Origin of the sequence: Bacillus sp. FSL L8-0528 (assembly GCF_038593085.1) — a bacterium.
In the GTDB taxonomy this organism is placed as follows: domain Bacteria; phylum Bacillota; class Bacilli; order Bacillales; family Bacillaceae; genus Bacillus; species Bacillus paralicheniformis.
In genome coordinates this window covers 1,797,483-1,819,567 of record NZ_CP151961.1, presented here as the reverse complement: position 1 = coordinate 1,819,567, position 22,085 = coordinate 1,797,483, and the positions used below count along the sequence as shown (strand labels likewise).

Here is a 22,085-nt window from a genome sequence, read left to right as displayed (position 1 = left end):
TGAAAAAGAGTGATTTTTCTATCAGCGAGGCTCTACGATTAGCTTAATCGCTGTTCGTTCTTCACCGTCAATTTGAATGTCCGTAAACGCCGGAATGCAAATCAGATCGACACCGCTCGGCGCTACAAATCCCCGTGCAATCGCTACCGCTTTAACAGCCTGATTTAATGCTCCGGCTCCGATTGCTTGAATTTCTGCAGCTCCTCGTTCCCTCAAGACTCCTGCGAGCGCACCTGCGACCGAGTTTGGATTTGATTTTGCTGAAACCTTTAATATTTCCATTCCTGCTCCCCCTTAAGTTTACAATGGATAAGTGAGTGTTCATTAGAACAATCATTATTAGATGTTGCTATTTTCAAAGCCATCCCCTTTTAATTGCTTTTCAAAAATAGCAGGGTACCTTCCATTTTTACTATATTCACTATAGGACCGGGATATTCCTGCTTTCCTTTTAATATTTTTCTAAAATGATTTTCTGTTCAGTTATTCAAAAAACATGTGGTCATCATTGATTAATATCCGGTCAATTTTAACGGCTTTCTTGCTCTGTTCGTCGATGTCAATGACAACTCCGCTCAGTGTTGTGCGGCCTTCGGCAATTTCAAAACGGACGGGCAGGCTCGTTTTAAAACGCTTGATAATCGTCTCGCGGTCGACGCCGAGAATCCCGTCGTAAGGCCCTGTCATCCCCACGTCTGTTATATATGCCGTGCCTTTCGGAAGAATGCGGTTGTCGGCTGTCTGAACATGCGTGTGCGTTCCGACAACCGCTGACACGCGGCCGTCCGTATACCAGCCGATCGCCTGCTTTTCGCTTGTCGCTTCGGCATGAAAATCGATAAAAATGAACGGTGTTCTTTTTGACGCTTCTTCTATTAATTCATCAGCTTTTCGAAAAGGGCAATCGATCGCAGGCAGAAATGTGCGGCCTTGCAAATTGATCACAGCCAGTTCCTTTGAACCGTTTGTTTTTATGTATGTGATGCCTTTTCCAGGCGTGCCTTCGGGAAAATTGGCGGGTCTGACGATCTGCGGCGCGTCATCAATAAAATCAAATATTTCCCTTTTATCCCATGTGTGGTTTCCCATTGTGAGAACGTCGGCTCCCGCTTGAATGAGCTGGTGGTATATTTTTTCGGTAATGCCTTTTCCGTGTGCCGCGTTTTCTCCGTTGACGATGACGGCGTTCGGTTTATATTTCAGCTTCAGCTTCGGCAAATAGGTTTTGATCATGTCTCTGCCGGGCGAACCGACAACATCTCCAATAAATAAAATTCTCATAATTTGACCCTTTCTTTTTTAAAATAGGTTTTAATCATAGTGTTACACAAGGAAACAAAAAAATAAAGTGGCGCATTCGCACCACTTTATTTTGCGTATTCAACGGCTCTCGTTTCCCTGATCACGGTTACTTTGATGTGTCCAGGGTAGTCAAGCTCGTCCTCGATTCGTTTTCGAATATCACGCGCCAAACGATGGGCTTCAAGATCATTGATTGAGTCAGGTTTGACCATGATCCGCACCTCTCGTCCCGCTTGTATCGCGAATGATTTTTCAACACCTTCGTACGATTCAGAGATTTCTTCCAGCTTTTCAAGCCTGCGAATATAGTTTTCGAGCGTTTCGCTTCTTGCGCCAGGTCTTGCGGCGGACAGCGCATCGGCTGCGGCCACGAGCACGGCAATGATGGAAGTCGGCTCCTGATCTCCGTGGTGAGATGCGATACTGTTGATGACAACTGGATGCTCTTTATACTTGGTGGCCAGTTCCACACCGATTTCAACGTGGCTTCCTTCCACCTCATGGTCAATCGCTTTCCCGATATCATGAAGAAGTCCTGCCCTTTTTGCGAGCGTCACGTCTTCTCCGAGCTCTGAAGCCATCAAGCCTGTCAGAAACGCCACTTCCATTGAATGTTTCAGTACATTCTGTCCGTAGCTCGTTCTGAACTTCAAGCGGCCGAGGATTTTGATTAAATCGGGATGAAGACCGTGAACTCCAACTTCAAACGTCGTCTGTTCACCCATTTCGCGAATGTAATCATCCACTTCACGGCGGGATTTCTCAACCATTTCTTCGATTCTGGCAGGATGAATGCGGCCATCCTGAACGAGTTTATCAAGAGCGATCCTGGCTGTTTCACGCCTGATCGGATCAAATCCTGAAAGGATAACGGCTTCCGGCGTATCGTCGATGATCAGATCGATCCCCGTCAATGTTTCCAATGTACGGATATTACGTCCTTCACGTCCGATAATGCGGCCTTTCATCTCATCATTTGGAAGGTTGACAACTGAAACCGTTGTCTCGGCCACATGATCTGCCGCACAGCGCTGTAAAGCCAATGAAAGAATATTTTTCGCTTTTTTATCAGCCTCTTCTTTCGCTCGATTTTCACTTTCTTTCATCATGATCGCGATGTCATGGGAAAGCTCGTTTTCAACCCGTTCCAGAATGATTTGCTTCGCTTCATCTCGCGTCAGACTTGAAATACGCTCCAACTCTGACTGCTGCATACGAATCATTTCATCCACTTTGCTTTCCATCTCTTCAATATGTTGTTGTCGTTCATTCAGAGAATGATCTTTCTTCTCCAACATCGCTTCCCGTTTATCTAATGATTCATCTTTTCGGTCAAGGTTCTCTTCCTTTTGAAGTAAACGGTTTTCTTGTTTTTGAAGCTCATTTCGTCTTTCACGAACTTCTTGTTCAGCTTCTATCCGAAGCGTATGAATCTCGTCCTTTGCTTCAAGAAGGGCTTCTTTTTTCAACGCTTCAGCATCCCGCTTTGCGTCTCCAAGAATTTGTTCGGCTGCATTTCGCGCACCTGAAATTTTTGCTTCGGCAATGATTTTACGAACATAGTAGCCAACAACTAAACAGAATAGGCTCAGCAAAATGGAGATGAGAATTGCTAAAGGATTCATAACTTTCACCTCCTCTTGCTATGAACTTGTCTTGCTAAAAGTAAGTGTCGGCATGTACATTGTACTTCTTCTCAACATACAGAACCTTCACAGGGAGTGAAGCGGCTTCACAGCCCTTGTCAAGTTTAAATGTTTATCAATCATGTTAAGAAAAACAAGTGATACAATTTCATTGTAATTGTGTGGGAAATACTTGTCAAGCTTACGGTCTTAACGTTTCTGGATTAAACGCCTTTTCAAACCGCCCGGATGAAGGAGATGGATAAAGGAGCTGCGTCTGAATGCGCAGATGAAAGGAAAAGGCCGCCGATCGGGTCGGCAGCCTTTCACATGTTTCATGATTAAAATTCGAGTTCTTCCTGAGCTTGGGCATCGTCTTCCTGCGCAGGAGCAACGCCTCCAGTATCCAAACCGTAGTGCTCCCGGATCTGCTCTTGAATCATCAAAAGGATGTCCTTGTTTTCTTTCAGGAACTGTTTGGCGTTTTCACGGCCTTGTCCAAGACGTTCCTCCTGATAAGAGTACCATGCACCGCTCTTTTGAACGATGTCAAGCTCTGTTCCGAGGTCGATGATTTCCCCTTCTTTTGAAATCCCTTCCCCGTACATAATGTCCACTTCGGCCGTCCGGAACGGAGGTGCCACTTTGTTTTTCACGACTTTGATTTTCGTCTTGTTCCCCATGACATCGTTGCCTTGTTTCAGCTGCTCTGCGCGGCGCACTTCAAGACGGACAGAAGAGTAGAATTTCAGCGCTCTTCCGCCTGGTGTCGTCTCAGGATTTCCAAACATGACGCCGACTTTTTCACGAATCTGGTTAATAAAGATCGCGATGGTCTTCGATTTATTGATCGCTCCGGAAAGCTTACGAAGCGCTTGAGACATCAGTCTGGCCTGCAAACCGACGTGGGAATCCCCCATGTCTCCTTCGATTTCAGCTTTCGGCACAAGCGCTGCCACAGAGTCGATGACAACGATATCCACCGCTCCGCTTCTGACAAGAGCTTCGGCGATTTCAAGCGCCTGCTCGCCCGTATCAGGCTGTGACAGCAAAAGCTCATCAATGTTGACACCCAGCTTTTGTGCATAGACGGGGTCGAGCGCGTGTTCGGCGTCGATAAACGCCGCCTGTCCGCCCTGCTGCTGAACTTCGGCAATCGCATGAAGCGCCACCGTCGTTTTACCGGAGCTTTCAGGCCCGTATACTTCAATAATCCGGCCGCGCGGGTATCCGCCCACTCCAAGAGCCGTGTCGAGCGCTAAAGAACCGCTCGGAACTGTTGAAATTCTCGTTTCAGTTTGTTCGCCCAGTTTCATAATCGAACCTTTACCAAACTGCTTTTCTATTTGTTTAAGCGCCATATCTAAGGCTGCCTGACGATCACTCATTCTATTTTCCTCCTTTATCACTTCCGCTATATCTACTATACCTTGTTTGCACGGATTTGCCAAGAAAAAAGCGAACGCATATTCGATTTTTTAAGAGGAAAAAATCGATCTCCTAAAATGGAATGACCTTTTTCATAAGAAAGATATTCCGAAAATCCGGTTTCCGCTTATTTTTCCATCATTTTCAGCAACAGATGGCAGCCGTATTTGGCAGAACGCTTTCGCACCGCAGACCTGGATCCGGCGAACTGAAATTCGAACGCTTCTTCAGCCTGGTCCTTCACGGAGATGCCGATAAACACCTTTCCTGCCGGATGGCCTTCTTGCGTATTCGGCCCGGCTACTCCAGTAAAGCTGATGCCGATATCGCTTCCTGTTTTGACTCTGATGCCTGCGGCGAGTTCTTTTGCACATTGCGCGCTGACCGCACCGTAGCGCTGCAGCGTGTCTTCGGCAACGCCGGCCGCTGAAACTTTCAATTCGTTTGTGTAGCAGACGGCGCCGCCTTTGAAATATTCCGAAGCGCCGCTCATTTCCGTCAGCCAGCTGGAAAAAAGCCCGCCTGTAAAGCTTTCCGCAGCAGCCAGGGTCATTCCCTTGCTCCTGCATGCTTTCGCAAGCTCTTCTGCAAGCGATGTATCATCATACCCGTAAAAGAACTCTCCGACCCGCTCCATGATGAGGTCTTCCGTTTCTTTTAACAAGCGGTTTGTCTCCTCCGGATCCGCATGCTTTGCCGTGAGTCTGAGCGTGACTTCCCCGTCGGCCGCAAGCGGGGCGATTGTCGGATTAGTCTGCGCATCGATGAGATCTTCCAAATCGGTTTCAAGCTGGGATTCTCCGATGCCGAAGAACCGCAGCACCCTTGACACGATCTTTTCCTTCGAGCCGAGCTTTTCCAAAATCAGCGGCTTCGCTTCGTTTTCAAACATCGGCTCCAGCTCTTTCGGAGGTCCCGGCAGGAGCATATAAAAGCGCGATTCATGCTCAAGCAGCATTCCCGGCGCCATCCCGAAGCGGTTCGGCAGAACATCGGATCCTTCGAGGATCAGCGCCTGTTTGCGGTTGTTCGGCGACATCTCCCGGTTCGTTTTTTTGAAGTAATCCTGAATCGATTCGAAGGCTTCATCGTCGAGCTGAAGAGGGCGCCCGACAACTTCAGCGATCGTTTCTTTTGTCAAATCGTCTTTCGTCGGTCCAAGGCCTCCCGAAAAAATGATGAAGTCAGACCTTTGCTGTGCTGTCTGAATCACTTGTTTAAGGCGTTCCGGGTTGTCTCCCACCGCCGTGTGATAAAAGACGTTAATGCCGATTTCGGCCAAATGCCTGCTGATAAACTGAGCATTTGTATTAGCGATTTGTCCGAGCAGAAGCTCAGAACCGACAGCGATAATTTCCGCTTTTCTTTCCAACTTCATTGTTTCCACTTCCCCACGTTTAGTTCGATGTTTTTAAAGCATCCCAGTTTTTAGCGAAATAATCCCATCCTGATACGACTGTGAAAAAGACAGCCACCCATAAAGCAAGCGAGCCGAACGGGAAGGATACAAGCTCAAATGGAAGATTGTGAAGCAAAAGAGCAGAGATAGCGATGATCTGAGCCCATGTTTTCACTTTTCCAAGCATGTTGGCCGCGACAACTTCCCCTGTTCCCGCAAGGACGAGCCGCAGTCCCGTTACGGCAAATTCCCGGCTGATAATGACAATGGCCATCCAGGCCGGAGCAAGATGGTAATGCACCAGAATAATTAAAGCGGAAGACACGAGCAGCTTGTCTGCAAGCGGGTCAAGAAATTTTCCAAAGTTTGTGACAAGGTTCAGCTTTCTCGCATAATAGCCGTCAACCCAATCGGTGACAGAAGCAAAAATAAACAACAGTGCGCCGATCAAATGGGTGACCGGAATCGACTCGCTGCCGAAGGAGACAGCCCCCCAGTGAAACGGCACAAGCATGATGACCATAAAAACAGGAATTAATGCGATTCTAGAAAGCGTGATTTTATTCGGTAGATTAAACATAAAGGTTCCTCCAGATATGTATGTTTTCCTATTGATGATGAACGCAAGAAAAAGTCATCTGTGCAATTAAGATGACTTTTCCTCCTTTTTATTTTGAATCGTTATGTTTTGTGTCATCACAGTCTTAGGATCGAGCTTGTAAGAAAGAACTTCTCCGTTGATTTTAATTTCAACGCCCGGCGCATATCCGATCCGCAAATCAATTTGCGATTGATCGGTAATATTCTTTTGAAAGGTTTCTCCTTTTTTCATCATTCCTTCTTTAAGGGAGCTTCCTTTCTCGTCGCGCACCCTGACCCATGAGTTTTCGTTTGCCTTTACTTCAAGCTCCAGCTTGTCGGATCCTGATACTTCATAAGTTGTGGAAGAGCCTTCGCTTGCGGTCGCTTTCATGGTCAGCTTGTCGTTCTCATCAGACTGCTGATCCTTTTTTTCTTTGTCGCCTTCAGCGCTGTCTTTCTGCGCATCCGTGTTCTGTTGATTTCCCTTTGTCAGCGGGGAATCTTTTGAGACGTCATACTTGCTTTGCGATTCCTCTGTCTTAGGCTCTTCAGCCTGCTGGTTGCCTCCGCCGTTTACAGCCTGAACGATGACGTAAATGATCGCGATCACAACGATAACGCCGGCTGCCACAAGCAGGGTAGGCAAAAGTTCAAGCGCTTTTGAGGCAGACTTGGGCAGCTCTCTCTGCGGCTTGATTGAAGAAAGCTTCTCAGAAACCTCATCATTGTAAGAATTAGGGATATCTTTTTTAAACTCTTCAAACAAGAGCTCCGAGTCGAGGCCGACAGCTTCGGCGTACTGCTTGATAAAAGCCCGCACATAAAATTTTCCCGGAATGATATCATAGTTTCCTTCTTCAAGGGCCGTTAAATACCTTTTCTGGATCTTTGTGGCCGCCTGAAGATCGTCCAATGACATCCCTTTTTCCTCTCTGGCTTCTTTCAGCCGATTTCCTAGTTCAGTCACAACAAACACCTTCCATTTTAAAAATCAAAGCCGGAAAAACCTGAATGGTCAAACATCTGCGGTTCTTCAGCATGTTCATATGTAATCACCTCATCGGGGCTGTTACGCAATTCGATGATGTAATCAAAATCGTCCATCGTATATTCCGTATTTTGCACGAAAATGTCCGGATGCTCGACAACTTTGGTCGCCGGCAGCCGCATGATCTCACTGACGAGCTGCAAATGGCGTTCAGATCCTCTTCTCGTCGACACAATGCCGTCCAAAATGAAAACATTCTCCGGACTGTACTCATCGGCAATCAGCTGGCTTCTGATCGTTTGCTTCAGCAGTGTCGAAGAAACAAAAAGCCACCTTTTGCTTGCACAGACGCTTGAAGCGACAATTGATTCCGTCTTGCCGACGCGGGGCATTCCCCTGATCCCGATCAGCTTGTGCCCGTCTTTTTTAAACAGCTCAGCCATAAAATCGACAAGCAAGCCAAGCTCGTCGCGTTCAAACCGGAATGTTTTTTTATCGTCTGCATCCCGCTGGATATAGCGGCCGTGCCTTACAGCGAGACGGTCGCGAAGCTTCGGCTCGCGGAGCTTCGTCACTTTAATCGTATCCATCGTGTTCAGAATCGATTCCAGTCGCTTAATCTGATCTATATGACGGCATTTTAACAAGAGGCCTCTTCTTTGAGTATCGACGCCGTTAATGGTCACAATATTAATTGAAAGCATCCCCAATAAAGAGGATATATCTCCCAGAAGTCCGGGACGGTTGACTTGTATTTCATATTCTAAGTACCATTCGAGCTTTGCCAAATGATAACCTCCCTACCCATCATCGTGGCAAAAATTTACCTTCCTTTATCATAAAGCATTTTGTCTCAATTAGAAAGCAGAATGTTGTGATTAAATAAGAAAAACGTCCGTTTCCCAGAATCGGGAAAAACCTGCTGTAACAGCGCCTGGATGATGTTTACCCTATCGGGGTGGAAAGCAAACAACAAAAGCGGTGCCGCCGACAAAGCCGCGCCTATAAAAAAGAGAGAGTGAACACACTCTCTCCTTAATGCGAGCTGTTGTTTTCAACAAGCTTAACCATCACATTCGCAATGGCGCGCTGCTCTTCTTCTGAAGCCACGCTCCAAAGGTCCGCGAGCACTCGTTCTTGATGGTTTTTTGAATCAACCTCACCGGCCAAATAATCGCCGATCTCATATGCGAGATCTGAGATGGTTTCGTTTGACATTCCTCTTTCTTGGGCATAGTTCAAACGGTCGCCCAAAAAGTTTTTCCACTGATCCCAATTATCCAGTACGGACATATCAGGCCCCTCCATTCTCTTGAAGTTACAGCCTTATTATTCTCTGGGGAACCGCAAACTATACATGTTTTTAACAATGCCAGCCGCCATTAACTGACAAAATTTGACCCGTGATATAAGATGCCTTAGCAGAGAGCAGAAACAGCACGGCGTCCGCAACCTCTTCGGCTTCGGCGAGCCTTCCCATCGGAATCTCATCGGCGATCATCTCTTCTTCCTCTTTTGAAAACGAGCCCATCATCTTTGTTTTCACAGCGCCCGGAGAAACGGCGTTGACTCTGATGCCGCTAGGCGCAAGTTCTTTTGCGAGGGCTTTGACAAACACATTTTGCGCGCCTTTTGTCATGCTGTATAAAACTTCGCACGACGCCCCTGTTTCACCCCAAATAGAGCTGACGGCTACAATTGCGCCGGATTTTTTCCTGATCATCGCCGGCAGCAGATTCCTCGTCAGCAGAAACGGGCTTGAGACATGGAGCTGCACCATGTCCTGCACAGCCTCATCAGTCATGTCTGTCACAAGCCCGCGGAAGCTTTGACCGCTGTTTAAGACGATGCCGTCAAGCGCCCGCCCGCCGATGGAAGCGGAAACGGCTTTTGCGCCGCCGGGATCGGACAGGTCGCCGTGAATGATTTCGGCGTGAATGCCGTATGTATGTGACAGCCTTTCTGCAAGTGCTGCGGCTGCCTGCTCATTTGTATGGTAATGGAGGAGAAGATCATACCCGTTTTGCGCCAGCTTTTCGCTGATGCTTTGCCCGATTCCGCCGCTTGCACCGGTGATAAGAGCGAGTTTTGTCATACTATGTTTCCACCTTTCCGTTAAAAAGAAGAAAGGTTCAGCGTGCATCGGAAAATGTCCTGACACGCTGAACTTTCAGACCTTGCTTTATGATTTTGGAACGACTTTGCAGACGGTGATTCTGTCTTCTTCGATTTCTTCCTGGATGACGCGGTGAACGTCCTCAAGCGTAATCGATTCGAGTACGGTGACGATATCAAACAGACTCGTCTCCAGAAAAGCGTACCGTGTAAACTGGTTGGCGATATACTCAGGCGAATTCATCGATTTTAAGAAATTGCCGATTTTTTTCTTTCTAGCCAGCTCCAGCTTTTCGGCTGTGATCGTTTCTTTCGCCTTGAACAGCACTTGTTTCAGCTCCTCGGCAAGCTTGTCGGGCTCAGGCGTATCACCGCCGACAGAGACGAAGCCAAATCCGTGTTCTTCAGTATAGTCATAGCTGAATGTCTCATCGATATACCCTTTTTCATAAATTCTTTCATAATCGCTGGAGCTTTTGCCGAACAGGCACTCAAGGATGAGGTTGATGGTCAGCTCATGCTTCAGCAGGGCTTCTCCCGTATTCATCGGATGAGCGCTTTTTAAACCGACGAGGCATTTTGAGCTTTGAACATTCATTTTAATTTCCTGTTCTTTTTTGAATACGGCTCCAGGCTCTTTAACTTCTTTGCGGACGATTTCAGGCTGGTCTGTATACGGCTTTTTCTGCTGGTTTTCGCGGACCTGGCGGATGATCGCCTCGGGATCGACCGGACCGACGACAAACAGCAGCATATTGCTCGGGTGATAGAACGTCTCATAGCATTCGTACAAAAGGTCTTTTGTAATATGAGAGATGCTTTCGATCGTGCCTGCGATATCAATCCGGACAGGATGCTCCTGGTACATGTTTTCGATCAAGCCGAAAAACAGACGCCAGTCTGGGTTGTCGTCATACATGTTGATTTCCTGTCCGATGATGCCTTTTTCCTTCTCAACCGTTTTTTCCGTAAAGTAAGGGTCCTGCACAAAATCGACGAGCGTTTCCAAGTTTTCTTCCACGTTGGACGTGCTCGAAAACAGGTAGGCCGTTCTTGTGAAGGAGGTAAACGCATTTGCCGAAGCTCCCTGCCTGCTGAATTGCTGAAAAACATCGCCGTCTTCTTTTTCGAAGAGCTTATGCTCCAAAAAGTGTGCGATTCCGTCAGGCACACGGACCATTTCTTCTTTTCCGAGCGGGACAAACTGATTGTCAATCGATCCGTATTTTGTCGTAAAGACCGCATATGTCTTGTTAAATCCTTCTTTCGGAAGAACATAGACATCGAGGCCGCCAGGCATTTTTTCGTAATATAATGTTTCCTTCAGCTGTTTAAATTCGATCGTTTTCGTCAAGATGCTCCCTCCGTCCCTTTGAGAAAGTACGTTGTATCCAAATCGATTTTCTTCCCGACTTCGATGATCTCGTCTTTTGTGACGTTGTCGATTCGTCCCAGCCAGTCTTCCAGGGAAAATTCGGTTTGGGCGGCAGCCTGCTGATAAATAAATTCGACTAAGCCGTACGGTGTATCAAGCGTTTCAAGAATCTGGTTTTTAATGACGGCTTTCGTCTGGTCGATCGCTTCTTCTGTAAAGCTGCCTTTTTTCATTTCCTGGAACTGCTCCTTGATGATGTCGACGGCTTTTTGATAATTGCCGACTTCAATCCCCGACATCACCATCAACAGCCCTTTAAAGCTTTCGATTCTGGAAGCCGCATAATAGGCAAGGCTGGCCTTTTCCCTGACATTAATAAACAGCTTTGAATGTGAAAATCCGCCAAACAAGCCGTTAAACAGCTGAAGCGCCGGATAATCATCATCCGTAAAATACGTTCCCGTCCGAAATCCCATGTTCAGCTTGCCTTGCTTGACATCCGCATCCTCGACGACTTCCTGAGGCTCCTTTGCGCGGATTTGCTCAAGCTTGGGAACGGTTCTCAGCTCGCGCTCGTTTACTTCGAAGTATTTGGAAATGTACGAATTCACCTGCTGTTCATCCACATCTCCAACGACATAAATGTCGAGCTGGTCTTCTGTGACCGCTTTTTGATAAGCTTCATACAGGCTTTGAGACGTGATGCCGTCTACATCATCAAGCTCTCCGTTGACGTGAAGCGCGTATGGCTCATCTTTGCACATCACCTGAATCAGCCTCAAATTTGAATAGCGCATTTTGTCGTTATAAACCGCCTGTATTCTTTGCTTTAGTGTGCGTTTTTCCTGAGACACGTACAGCGGCAGAAAGGACCCGTCTTCAAGCGCCGGCGAAAAAATGATCTCTGATAAAAGCTCGAGCCCTTTTTCCAGAAGCGGTGTCTGATCCTTTAAAAATTTTTCGTTTGCGATATCGAGCCTGAATGTAATGACATGCATTTCCCCTTTTTTGGAGAGGTCGCATGATACGGAAGTGCCGTAAAGTTCATCAAGATACGTTCTGAGTTCTGAAGTTTTGGGGCGGGTGCCCGTTCCCCGCAAAAGCACATGCGGAAAAAGCGCCCTCTCTGTCACATCCTCCTTTGTTAAAGGAGCAAGCATTTTAAAAATAATCGAGACGGTTTTGAATTTTTCCGTTTTGACGATGTGGCTTGTCAATCCGCGGTGCTTTCCTTTTATTTCGTTAAGGTATGTCATATAGAACCTCCTTCGTCCTTGTTTATATTATGTATTATGACCACATTTCAGCATATGCGCTTGGACTGTATGGTTGTAATTATATCAACTGGAGGAGATTTAAGGAAACTAAAAACCTTATCAAAAAGACGGTGCAGATTTACACCGTCTTTGCCGCTTCACTTTCGTCTTCTTTCGGGTCGATATTAAACAGCACAAGCGCTAAGGCGGCTAAACCGCACAAAAGCGATACGATGAATATCAGCCAATCCGCATTTGTCATCATATAGGCGAAAACCGGCGGTCCGAGCGCAACCCCGATAAACCGCATACTGTTGTAAAACGAAGATATCGTGCCGCGTTCTTCTTTTTCAATTCCCTCGGTAATCAGCGCATCCAAAGAAGGGAGTGCAATCCCGATCCCGATACCGCCGATGGACATAAATAAAAACAGCGGGTAAAAGCTGTGGTTCCACCACAAACCGGCAAACGACAGAGACAGCAGGACCATGCCGGTCAGTACGCAGGCCTTCATCCTGATTTTGTCGTTTCCGATTAGCTTTCCGGCAAGGTAGGAGCTGACGGAAAGGAAAAGCAGCGGAATGCTGAGAAGCGCTCCTTTTGCAATCCCGTCAATTTGATGCTGCTTCTCCAAAGTATCCGACAGGTAGAAGAGAACCCCGAATAAAAGAAACATAATGATCCCGCCGATGACAAAAATGGAAACAAGCCATCGTCCTTCCCGTTTAAATATCTCCTGTACGTTTTTTGCGAAGTTTTTTAATGTTTGCTTTTCATCATCTTTGTCATTCGGTTTGGGAACAAAGAACAAGACGAGAAAAAAGCTCGCGAGAGACACGACCGGAATAAACCAAAATGGCATGTACCAAACCCAAGATGCTAAAAAAGCCCCTAATATCGGGCTTAATACTTTACCGGCAGTATTGGCCGTCTCTATATCTCCGAGTCCCGCGCTGATTTCTTCATCATTTTGAAAAAGATCGCCGATAAACGGCATGACGATCGGCGCTGCGCCGGCTGATCCGATTCCTTGAAGAACGCGCCCGGCTAAAATCATCGCAAACGGATCTTTGAAAAAAGTTGAAGCCAAACCTGCCAGAGCTCCTCCAGCTCCCGCGATCACAAGACATGGGAGCATGATCTTTTTTCTTCCGAACCGGTCTGACATATAGCCGGTAATCGGGATGCATAAAATCGCCACGATTGAGTAAACCGTGATGATCAGCGACACTTGGAACGAAGAAATGTTTAATTTTTTTTCGATCACCGGCAAAACCGGAATCAGCATCGAATTGCCTAGCGTCATCACAAGCGGGACCGAAGACAGCGCAACAATGCTTTTCATGTCTTTTTTTCTGCTCAACTTTTTTCACCCAATTCATCAGTATTTCCATCTGTTATTGTTCCGTGATGCGGGCTTATTTATGTATGGGCGCTAATGGGCAAAAAAAAACAGCCGCTCCTAATCGAGCGCCCGTATATCAAAAACGTTTTCTGACGACGTGAAATCTGAATTTATCGGCCCGAAAATAGTTTAAAGAATATAAAACGGGCTTATCGTTTTGGTCATAATGAGTCTGTTTGAGCAGAAGCAAAGATGTTTCAGGATCGCATTCGAGAATTTGAGAAATGGTGTCGTGATACCCGATCGGCACAATATCGGCAACAGCATAGCTGATCACGGCGCCGGATTTGTCCTCAAGCCATTCAAACATCGATTCCTGCTCGTGTGAAAAGCCTTCCGGGAGGATATCCACAGGTATTTTATCAAGACAGTAGACAACAGGCATTCCATTTGCCGTTCTCACCCGCTCAAGCAAAAAGATCTCGGTTTCTTCCGCATATTGAAACCGGAGCATATCTTCTTCGGTAGGAGCGGTAACCTGTGAAGACATAAAAATGGTTCCCGGTGTCATGCTTGCCTGCTCGATCATTTTTGTGACGCTGTTCAGCTGCTCAATACCAGATAGAAATAACGGTCTGGCATTTACAAAATGTCCGACTCCATGCCTTCTGATGATGACGTTTTCTTCTTCCAGCATTCTAAGCGCATCACGCAAAGCCGTTCTGCTCACACCAAGCATCCTTGATAGCTCAAACTCAGACGGGAGCCGTTCATTCTCGCAAAAGACCCCATTTTGAATATCATCTTTTATCCGATCAATCACTTTTAAACATAACCGTTGATTGTCAGCTTTTATCGACATGTTTTCCCTCCGTCTGACAGATCAGATTCAAATTATCTTTAATTGAGGATAACTATATCATGTTTTGTCAAATAAATAAATAGACGTTTTCCAGTTTACATAATGAAATTATGTAAAACAAGAACTCTCTTCTCAAGAAGAGAGTTCTTCGTATTGCTCTTTTGACAAGAGGACTTCACGGGGTTTTGAACCTTCATAAGGGCCGACGATTCCCCGCTCTTCCATGGCATCGATAAGCCGCGCCGCTCTTGTGTAGCCGATGCGGAATCTTCTTTGCAGCATGGACACGGACGCCGTCTGCATGCTGACGACAAGCGCAACCGCTTCGTCGTAAAGATCGTCTGTCACTTCGCTGACCGTTTCCTGCGTCTCTTCTGGAATCATTTCTTCTTGGTATTGGGCTTTTTGCTGGCTGATGACATGATCGACAACTTTTTCAACTTCTTCGTCTGACAGGAAGGCCCCTTGAACGCGAAGCGGTTTGTTGGCGCCGACAGGCAAGAACAGCATGTCCCCTCTGCCGAGAAGTTTTTCAGCGCCTCCCATGTCAAGAATCGTTCTGGAGTCGGTCTGTGACGATACGCTGAAAGCGATCCTTGACGGAATATTGGCTTTAATGACCCCTGTAATGACATCGACCGAAGGCCGCTGCGTCGCGATGATCAGATGGATTCCCGCCGCCCTGGCCATTTGCGAAAGCCTTGTGATCGAGTCTTCCACATCAGAGGAAGCGACCATCATCAAGTCGGCGAGCTCGTCCACGATCACAATGATATATGGCAGCTCCGGCTGCTTTGCTTCTTCTGCGGCATTCATCCGTTTAATATAGTCGTTATACCCTTCGATATTTCTCGTTCCCGTGTGAGAAAACAATTCGTAGCGCCGCTCCATTTCATTGACGACTTTCTTCAAAGCCTGCGATGCTTTTTTCGGGTCTGTCACGACGGGCGCGAGCAAATGCGGAATCCCGTTGTAGACGTTGAGCTCGACCATTTTCGGGTCAATCATCATCATCTTCACTTCGTGGGGCTTTGCCCTCATCAAAATGCTTGTAATAATCCCGTTGACACAGACGCTTTTCCCGCTTCCTGTCGCTCCTGCAACAAGAAGATGGGGCATTTTGTTCAGTTCTGCCAATACAGCTTCTCCGGAAATGTTCCGGCCGAGGCCGATCATCAGCTTTGCATCCGGGCGGTCATTCAGTTTCGATTCGAGCACTTCTTTCAAGGAAACCATCGCGACTTCCGCATTCGGAACTTCGATTCCAATCGCCGATTTTCCGGGAATCGGGGCTTCGATGCGGATATCTTTGGCCGCGAGCGCAAGAGCCAAGTCATCACTTAAATTGACAATTTTGCTGACTTTGACGCCCACATCAGGATAGACTTCATATTTCGTCACGGCCGGGCCGAGATGAACCTGGGTGACTTTCGCCTTAACTCCGAAGCTTTGAAACGTCTTTTCCAGCTTCCTGGCATTGTCGTAAATATTCTTTTTATCCGCCTGCTGCCCTGTGTGCTTCGGCTCATCGAGCAATTGAATTGACGGAAGCTGATAATCCTTGTTTTCAAGCTCTGTGAACGTGATCTCGGGCGCGGCTGTAGCCTGCATGTCCTCACTGGCTTCAGGCTCAGGAGAATGCTCGGCAGGGGCAGGCGCCTGAGCTTCGTACGCTTGAACTTCGGGCTTTTCATCACGGTCGGAAAAGCTTGAAATAATCGGTTCTGACTGAATCACCGGATCTGGATCAAGCTCCGCTTCTTGTACAGGCTCTTCAGACACTTTCGGTTTTCTCTGCGCCTTTTGTTTTTTTCCTGATTTCTTTTTGGGCGAGCTGCTTTTCAATTGTTTCATGTCTGCTAAAAAGGCCTGCCACTGGTTTTTAATGAAGGACGCGACCGGGGTCATCCATTTGATCAGCGTCTCCTGCAGCGAACGGTCCGTAATCAAAAGAAGGCCGATCAAGATCAGGAAGACGGCGATGATTTTAGACCCTGCAGATGCAAACAGAAAGTATGACGCCGCAAACAAAACGGCTCCAATCATTCCGCCTCCAAGATCAGGTGTTCCTGTCTCGCCTTTTACATCCATCAGAAACAGCTCCCACGTATTTTGGATCACGCTCGGAGACTGAACGATTCCCCTTTCGGTCAAATGCTGAAACAGCTGGACATGGGAAAGAAGCAGCATGCTTGCGATGATGCAGTAAAGGCCCGCTTTTCTCCTCGTCAAAAAACTGGGTGTTTTTTTCTTCCAAAATAAAGACACGCCCGTTAAAAAGAGGCCGAGAAAGCAAAGGATGAACCATTCACCGGCGAAAAAGCGGAACATGTAAATGAACGTTTGCCCTGCTACGCCAAGCTGCAAAACTGCAATAATCGAGATGGCGATACAGATTAATCCGTACAATTCAAATTTAAGATGAATCCGTTTTTTTCCTTGTTTTTGTTTCTTTGTTGATTTTCGTTTTCTTTTTGCCATGTTCCATCACCTTACTGCGTGTTAAAAAATGTAAAAACAAAGAGAAAGCAGCCTTTTTTCGGCTGCGATTTTCCTCTGGATTCCCCTATTATAGCATATTTATCCTTGCGACACTTCAGCTATTTATAAAATGTCAGTTTAAGCGTCTGCCCAGGTGCTGTTTCTTGTTTTAAAAAATCCATCGGGTTCGTGCTGAGAACTTGGACGACTCTTGCTTCCTCTCCGTTCATTTCGACTAAAAGGGGTACGCCGTTGACATCGATCTGTTTTAAGTTCGAATTTTCCGCCTGCCCTGCGAACACGATTTCCTGCGGCATTGTCGTATACAGAATCATTGGATCATCCCTTCCTGGGCGCCCTTGTTTTGTTCGATTAATTCATTCAGCTTTTGAATCGCCTGTCCGACTCCGCCGGTTTCATCGATTAATCCGTATTTAACGGCATCCTTTCCTACGACATTCGTCCCGATATCGCGGGTCAAATTGCCTTTTGAAAACATCAGTTCTTTAAATTTGTCTTCCGATATGTTCGAATGACTTGTCACGAAATTGATGACCCTTTCCTGCATTTTATCGAGATACTCAAATGTCTGCGGCACACCGATGACAAGCCCTGTCAGTCTGACCGGATGGATCGTCATCGTCGCTGTTTCAGCGATATAGCTGTGGTCGCAGGACACCGCAATTGGAACTCCGATTGAATGTCCGCCGCCCAGCACGATAGAGACCGTCGGCTTTGACAGAGACGCCAGCATTTCCGCAATCGCAAGGCCCGCTTCAACGTCTCCTCCGACCGTGTTTAAGATGATGAGCAGCCCTTCGATTTTAGGATTCTGCTCTACTGCAACGATCTGGGGAATCACATGTTCATATTTTGTTGTTTTATTTTGGGGAGGAAGCTGTACGTGACCTTCAATTTGCCCGATAATGGTCAGACAGTGAATGTTGGTATCCTGACCCATTTGCGGAAGTGTCGTTTCGCCGAGCTGCTGGATTTTGTTGACTAGATTGTCTTTTGCGTCCGGCTTAGCCGGCTGCTCCCCCTGGCTGTCCCCGTTTTGTATCCGGTTTGAGTCCATCTGGCTCACCTCTTTCTCGAGTTTCTTTTGTATTATGGACAATGGCGTTTTTTTCATTCAACGCAAAAGGGATGAAAAAAAACCAAGAGGAGTCTCTTGGTTTCAGCGTGTCGACAAACCCTCGCATTCGTTGTCAGGCCTGAAAGGGTTTTCAATCACGCTGAAAGGATGACAAAATCCCAAAACTAAAAGTCGTTTTGGGATTTTGTCAACAATCTGAACCAAGAGAAATCTCTTGGTTTTATACTTCCATGATGATTGGAATGATCATTGGTTTTCGTTTCGTTTTTTCGTATAGGAACTGGTTTAATGCGTCACGCATCGCCTGTTTTAAGGCGGACCATTCGACGACGGCGTTTTCTGTGCTTTCATTGACGAGTTCCCTGACAAGTTCCGTCGCTTCAACGATCAGCTGTTCAGATTCTCTGACATAGACAAAACCTCTCGTGATAATTTCGGGTCCTGATACAAGATGTTTTTTCTTTTTATCAAGGGTAATCACAACGATTAAGATTCCGTCCTGGGACAGAAGACGGCGGTCTCTGAGCACGATATTGCCGATGTCGCCGACACCGAGTCCATCGATCAAAATATTGCCTGAATGCACTTTATCGCCGATTTTCACGTTTTGTCCGCGGAATTCCACGACGTCTCCTTTTTCAATCAGGAAAATGTCGCTCCGTTTCATGCCGATTTCTTCGGCAAGCTTGGAATGCGCTTTTTGCATTCTGTATTCACCGTTTACTGGGATTAAATACTTCGGCTTCAGCAAGTTGAGCATCAGCTTCAGTTCTTCCTGACAGCCATGGCCTGATACATGGACGCGTTTTTGGGCGAATACGACCTGCGCGCCCGCTCTTGTTAAGAGGTCGACCGCTTTGGAGTAGACAAGCTCCTGACCTGGAATAGGGGAGGATGCGATCAGGACGGTATCCCCTTTCTCAATGTCGAGCTGCTTATGCCCTTGTTTTGCGATCCTGGTCAATGCGGCGAGCGGCTCTCCATGGTTGTCCCCTGTCAAAATCGCGACTTCTCTTTTCGGATACTTTTTAACTTCCTGGACAGGGATGAACAGATCCTCATCTGCCGTGACATACCCGAGTTTCATCGCCAGCTGGAGTATCGACGAAATATTTTTTCCTGAAACCGCAAGCTTCCTGCCGTTTTGGAGCGCGGCATCAATGACCTGCTGAATCCGGTTAAAGTTAGACGCGAACACGGCAATAATGACGCGGTTTTCAGCATTGTACATCACATCGGATATCTCTCCGCCGACGACTGCTTCTGAAGGCGTATAGCCCGGTTTCTCAGCATTGGCACTGTCGGAAAGCAGACACAGCACACCGCTGTTGCCGATTTTGGCAATTTCGCCGATGTCGCTTGTCTGGTTTAAAACAGGTGTCTGGTCAAATTTAAAATCGCCTGTGCACACGATGGATCCGAGGGATGTTTTAAAGCTGACACCGACGGAATCCGGAATGCTGTGATTTGTTTTAAAGAATGACACTTTTGTTGATTCAAATGTAATAACGGATTTTGAATGAATTTCTCTTAAATCGGGCTTTTTGTTTACACCGTACTGCTTCAGCGTTTCCTTTAAAAGGGCGAGCGTCAGCTTCGTTCCGTAAACAGGCACAGAAAGTTTGTTCAGGCAGTAAAATACGCCGCCGATGTTTTCCTCATGCCCGTGTGTGAGAAAAATCGCCTTTACGCGGTCAGATCGTTCAATTAAATATGAAATGTCAGGAATGACCACATCGATACCCAGCATTTCATTTTCTGGATGCATGAGACCGGCGTCAACCACGAATATGTCAGAATCGATTTCAATGACATAAAGGTTTTTTCCGATCTCTCCGACGCCTCCTAAGGCGATGATTCTAATATTTTCTGTATTTTTTTTCAAATTGTAATCCTCCTAATCTAAGTACCCGTCCATCATCACTTGTCCCTATTATACCTGAATCTAAATTTAGAAAACAAGAACCATTATGTATATGACAAACGGTCATCCCCTCCAAAAGAGAATGACCGTTTTCGTCCGTATTGTTTTTTACAGGCCGTTCATCAGGCTGCTTAAACGGAGTCGTTCATCTTCATTTAGCGGAATCAAAGGGAGCCGGACGGACCCGACGTCAAGACCCTTCAGCTGAAGAGCCGTCTTTAATGGAGACGGATTCGGTGCGGCAAAAAGCCCTTTCATCAGCGGAAGCAGCTTTTGATGAATCAAAGCAGCCTGAGCCGTGTTCCCCTCTGTATAATGTTTGATCATTTCCTGCATTTCCGGTCCGATGATGTGTGATGCAACGGAAACGATTCCTCTCGCTCCTACGGACAGCGCCGGCAGTGTCAGGCTGTCATCTCCTGAATAAACGGCAAAGTCCTCAGGGGTTTCAGCTACGATTTTTGTCATCGCATCTAAGTCGCCGCTCGCTTCTTTAATCGCAATGATATTCGGGATCTCCGCAAGGCGGATCGTCGTTTCCGGTGCGAGCGAAGCAGCCGTTCTTCCCGGTACATTATAAAGCATGACAGGCAGTGACGTTTCCTCCGCAATCGCTCTGAAATGGCGGTACATGCCTTCCTGAGAAGGCTTGTTGTAGTACGGAGTGACGAGCATGACGGCGTCAGCGCCGGCTTCTTCAGCTTTTTTCGTCAGCTTGATCGACGCTTTCGTGTTATTGCTTCCCGTGCCGGCGATGATCGGGACGCGGCCTGCCGCTTCCTTAACGGAATATTGAATGAGCGCTACCTTTTCTTCTTCGGAAAGCGTCGGCGATTCTCCGGTTGTTCCGGCAACAACCAGGGAATCTGTCCCATTGTTTATTAAATAATCGATCAGCTTTGACAGTTTTTGAAAATCGATATTTTCATTTTTGTCAAAGGGCGTAACCATTGCGGTTGCGATATTTCCGAAATTCATTTTTTTCACCTCATCATGATTCAATCATATTTATTTTGACAGTTCAAACACTTCATGCAGCGCATTCACGGCCGTCGCCATATTTTTCTCGTGCACGAGCACCCATATCGTCGTATGGCTGTCAGCAGACTGCAAGATCGGAATGCCTTTTTCTGATAAAGCGGTAACGATTTTTGAGGTAACGCCCGGAACGCCCATAATTCCCGCGCCAACTGCTGACACTTTCGCGCAGTTTCTCGTCACGGCCGGTTCATAGCCTAATTCTTTCAGGATGCCAGAGGCGCGGTCGGTCATGTTTCCAGCCACCGTGTAGACAATTTCACTTGGTGTAATATTGAAGAAGTCGACGCTGATGCCGGCATTCGCCATCGCTTTAAACACTTCAGTCTGTACGTTATATTGTCCTTCTTTTGCCGGGACTTTAAACTGTGTCACGTCTTTCACATGGGCGATGCCTGTGATAAGCCGCTCAAAAACGTCGCTTCCGGCTTTTGAGTTGTGATGGCTTGTGACGAGCGTACCCGTCTCGTTTGAATAGGTTGAACGCACGCGGATCGGCACTTTCGCCTGCATTGCGATTTCAACGGCTCTCGGGTGGATCACCTTGGCCCCCTGATAGGCTAAATTACAGATTTCCGTATAGGTAATCATAGGCAGCGGCTTCGCTTTTTCAACGATGCGCGGATCAGCGGTCATGACGCCTTCGACATCTGTATAAATATCGATAAATTCCGCGTCCAGCGCCGCGCCGAGCGCCGCGGCCGATGTATCGCTTCCGCCGCGGCCGATCGTTGTGATGTCCCCTTTTGCAGTCGCACCTTGGAATCCTGCGACGACAACCGCATCATGGTCGGCCAGCATGCTGACAAGCCGCTCCGGCTTCATTTCGAGAATCTTTGCATTCGTATGGTTGTTGTCCGTTAAAAAGCCCGCTTGCGCACCGGTTAAAGCAGCTGCTTTAATCCCGTTTTCCAAAAGCATGCTGGCGAACACAACAGAGGAAATCGTTTCTCCGCATGATAAAAGCATATCCTGCTCGCGCTCGGTAATAGTATCCTGTCCGCCGTAAAGCAGATCAAGCAATGAATCAGTCGCATACGGATCGCCTTTCCGGCCCATGGCCGATACGACGACAACCGCTTTGTATCCTTCATTGACCGCTTCCTGAATATGGCTTAAGGCAAGCTTTCTGCCGCGGTCATCTTTTACAGACGTTCCGCCGAATTTTTGAACGATGATTTTCACTTTATTTCACTCCAAGTTGATTTCGGACGTAACAGAAGAGAGCAGGCTTTCATTTTTGCCTCACTCTCTTCTCACATCCCG

20 protein-coding genes are annotated in these 22,085 nt (G+C 47.1%); all 20 read right to left on the bottom strand.

Annotated features, from left to right (window positions below; genetic code table 11):
* Positions 1–21: 21 nt before the first annotated feature.
* The 20 genes from spoVS to dapG all read right to left on the bottom strand — a co-directional run bounded on the left by spoVS (position 22) and on the right by dapG (position 22,004).
* Positions 22–282: a stage V sporulation protein SpoVS gene (gene spoVS / locus MHI30_RS09240; RefSeq protein ID WP_003181955.1), complete on the bottom strand. Its 261-nt coding sequence runs from the start codon at positions 280–282 to the stop codon at positions 22–24.
* A 201-nt stretch (positions 283–483) separates the two neighbouring features.
* Positions 484–1,281 (bottom strand): TIGR00282 family metallophosphoesterase, encoded by a 798-nt coding sequence (locus MHI30_RS09235; protein ID WP_003181930.1) that lies wholly within the window; start codon positions 1,279–1,281, stop codon positions 484–486.
* 86 nt (positions 1,282–1,367) lie between these two features.
* Entirely contained in the window at positions 1,368–2,927 is a 1,560-nt protein-coding gene (rny, locus tag MHI30_RS09230) for a ribonuclease Y (protein WP_075752751.1), read from the bottom strand.
* A gap of 341 nt (positions 2,928–3,268) precedes the next feature.
* Positions 3,269–4,315 (bottom strand): recombinase RecA, encoded by a 1,047-nt coding sequence (gene recA, locus MHI30_RS09225; RefSeq protein WP_075752753.1) that lies wholly within the window; start codon positions 4,313–4,315, stop codon positions 3,269–3,271.
* Positions 4,316–4,482: 167 nt separating this feature from the next.
* The gene (locus MHI30_RS09220; RefSeq protein WP_075752755.1) at positions 4,483–5,733 is read right to left on the bottom strand and encodes a competence/damage-inducible protein A; all 1,251 of its coding nucleotides are present in this window, start codon (positions 5,731–5,733) and stop codon (positions 4,483–4,485) included.
* 19 nt (positions 5,734–5,752) lie between these two features.
* A complete protein-coding gene (pgsA, locus tag MHI30_RS09215) occupies positions 5,753–6,334 on the bottom strand; it encodes a CDP-diacylglycerol--glycerol-3-phosphate 3-phosphatidyltransferase (RefSeq protein ID WP_075752757.1) in 582 nt (193 codons plus the stop codon).
* 66 nt (positions 6,335–6,400) lie between these two features.
* Positions 6,401–7,303: a RodZ domain-containing protein gene (locus tag MHI30_RS09210; RefSeq protein ID WP_075752759.1), complete on the bottom strand. Its 903-nt coding sequence runs from the start codon at positions 7,301–7,303 to the stop codon at positions 6,401–6,403.
* A gap of 17 nt (positions 7,304–7,320) precedes the next feature.
* The gene (locus tag MHI30_RS09205) at positions 7,321–8,112 is read right to left on the bottom strand and encodes a YmfK family protein (protein WP_003181917.1); all 792 of its coding nucleotides are present in this window, start codon (positions 8,110–8,112) and stop codon (positions 7,321–7,323) included.
* 247 nt (positions 8,113–8,359) lie between these two features.
* The gene (locus tag MHI30_RS09200; RefSeq protein WP_075752761.1) at positions 8,360–8,617 is read right to left on the bottom strand and encodes a DUF3243 domain-containing protein; all 258 of its coding nucleotides are present in this window, start codon (positions 8,615–8,617) and stop codon (positions 8,360–8,362) included.
* Between the two features lie 70 nt (positions 8,618–8,687).
* A complete protein-coding gene (locus MHI30_RS09195) occupies positions 8,688–9,419 on the bottom strand; it encodes an SDR family oxidoreductase (protein WP_075752763.1) in 732 nt (243 codons plus the stop codon).
* Between the two features lie 87 nt (positions 9,420–9,506).
* The gene (locus MHI30_RS09190) at positions 9,507–10,793 is read right to left on the bottom strand and encodes a pitrilysin family protein (RefSeq protein ID WP_025811427.1); all 1,287 of its coding nucleotides are present in this window, start codon (positions 10,791–10,793) and stop codon (positions 9,507–9,509) included.
* Entirely contained in the window at positions 10,790–12,070 is a 1,281-nt protein-coding gene (locus MHI30_RS09185; RefSeq protein WP_075752765.1) for a pitrilysin family protein, read from the bottom strand. Before MHI30_RS09185 ends, MHI30_RS09190 begins: the two co-directional genes overlap by 4 nt.
* 139 nt (positions 12,071–12,209) lie before the next feature.
* Positions 12,210–13,415, bottom strand: coding sequence for an MFS transporter (locus tag MHI30_RS09180; RefSeq protein ID WP_154495686.1), 1,206 nt, complete (start codon positions 13,413–13,415; stop codon positions 12,210–12,212).
* 136 nt (positions 13,416–13,551) lie between these two features.
* Complete coding sequence (locus tag MHI30_RS09175) at positions 13,552–14,277, bottom strand: GntR family transcriptional regulator (protein WP_075752769.1); 726 nt, start codon at positions 14,275–14,277, stop codon at positions 13,552–13,554.
* Positions 14,278–14,409: 132 nt separating this feature from the next.
* Entirely contained in the window at positions 14,410–16,758 is a 2,349-nt protein-coding gene (locus MHI30_RS09170) for a DNA translocase FtsK (protein WP_075752771.1), read from the bottom strand.
* Between the two features lie 119 nt (positions 16,759–16,877).
* Positions 16,878–17,093, bottom strand: a complete 216-nt coding sequence (locus MHI30_RS09165) for a YlzJ-like family protein (RefSeq protein WP_003181904.1) — start codon at positions 17,091–17,093, stop codon at positions 16,878–16,880.
* A complete protein-coding gene (locus MHI30_RS09160; protein ID WP_075752773.1) occupies positions 17,090–17,836 on the bottom strand; it encodes a ClpP family protease in 747 nt (248 codons plus the stop codon). The genes MHI30_RS09165 and MHI30_RS09160 overlap by 4 nt, the downstream gene beginning before the upstream one ends.
* 241 nt (positions 17,837–18,077) lie before the next feature.
* On the bottom strand, positions 18,078–19,742 hold the full coding sequence (gene rnjB, locus MHI30_RS09155) for a ribonuclease J2 (RefSeq protein ID WP_075752775.1): 1,665 nt from the start codon (positions 19,740–19,742) through the stop codon (positions 18,078–18,080).
* Between the two features lie 147 nt (positions 19,743–19,889).
* Complete coding sequence (gene dapA / locus MHI30_RS09150; protein WP_075752777.1) at positions 19,890–20,759, bottom strand: 4-hydroxy-tetrahydrodipicolinate synthase; 870 nt, start codon at positions 20,757–20,759, stop codon at positions 19,890–19,892.
* Between the two features lie 30 nt (positions 20,760–20,789).
* Positions 20,790–22,004, bottom strand: coding sequence for an aspartate kinase (gene dapG / locus MHI30_RS09145; RefSeq protein ID WP_075752779.1), 1,215 nt, complete (start codon positions 22,002–22,004; stop codon positions 20,790–20,792).
* Positions 22,005–22,085 lie beyond the last annotated feature (81 nt).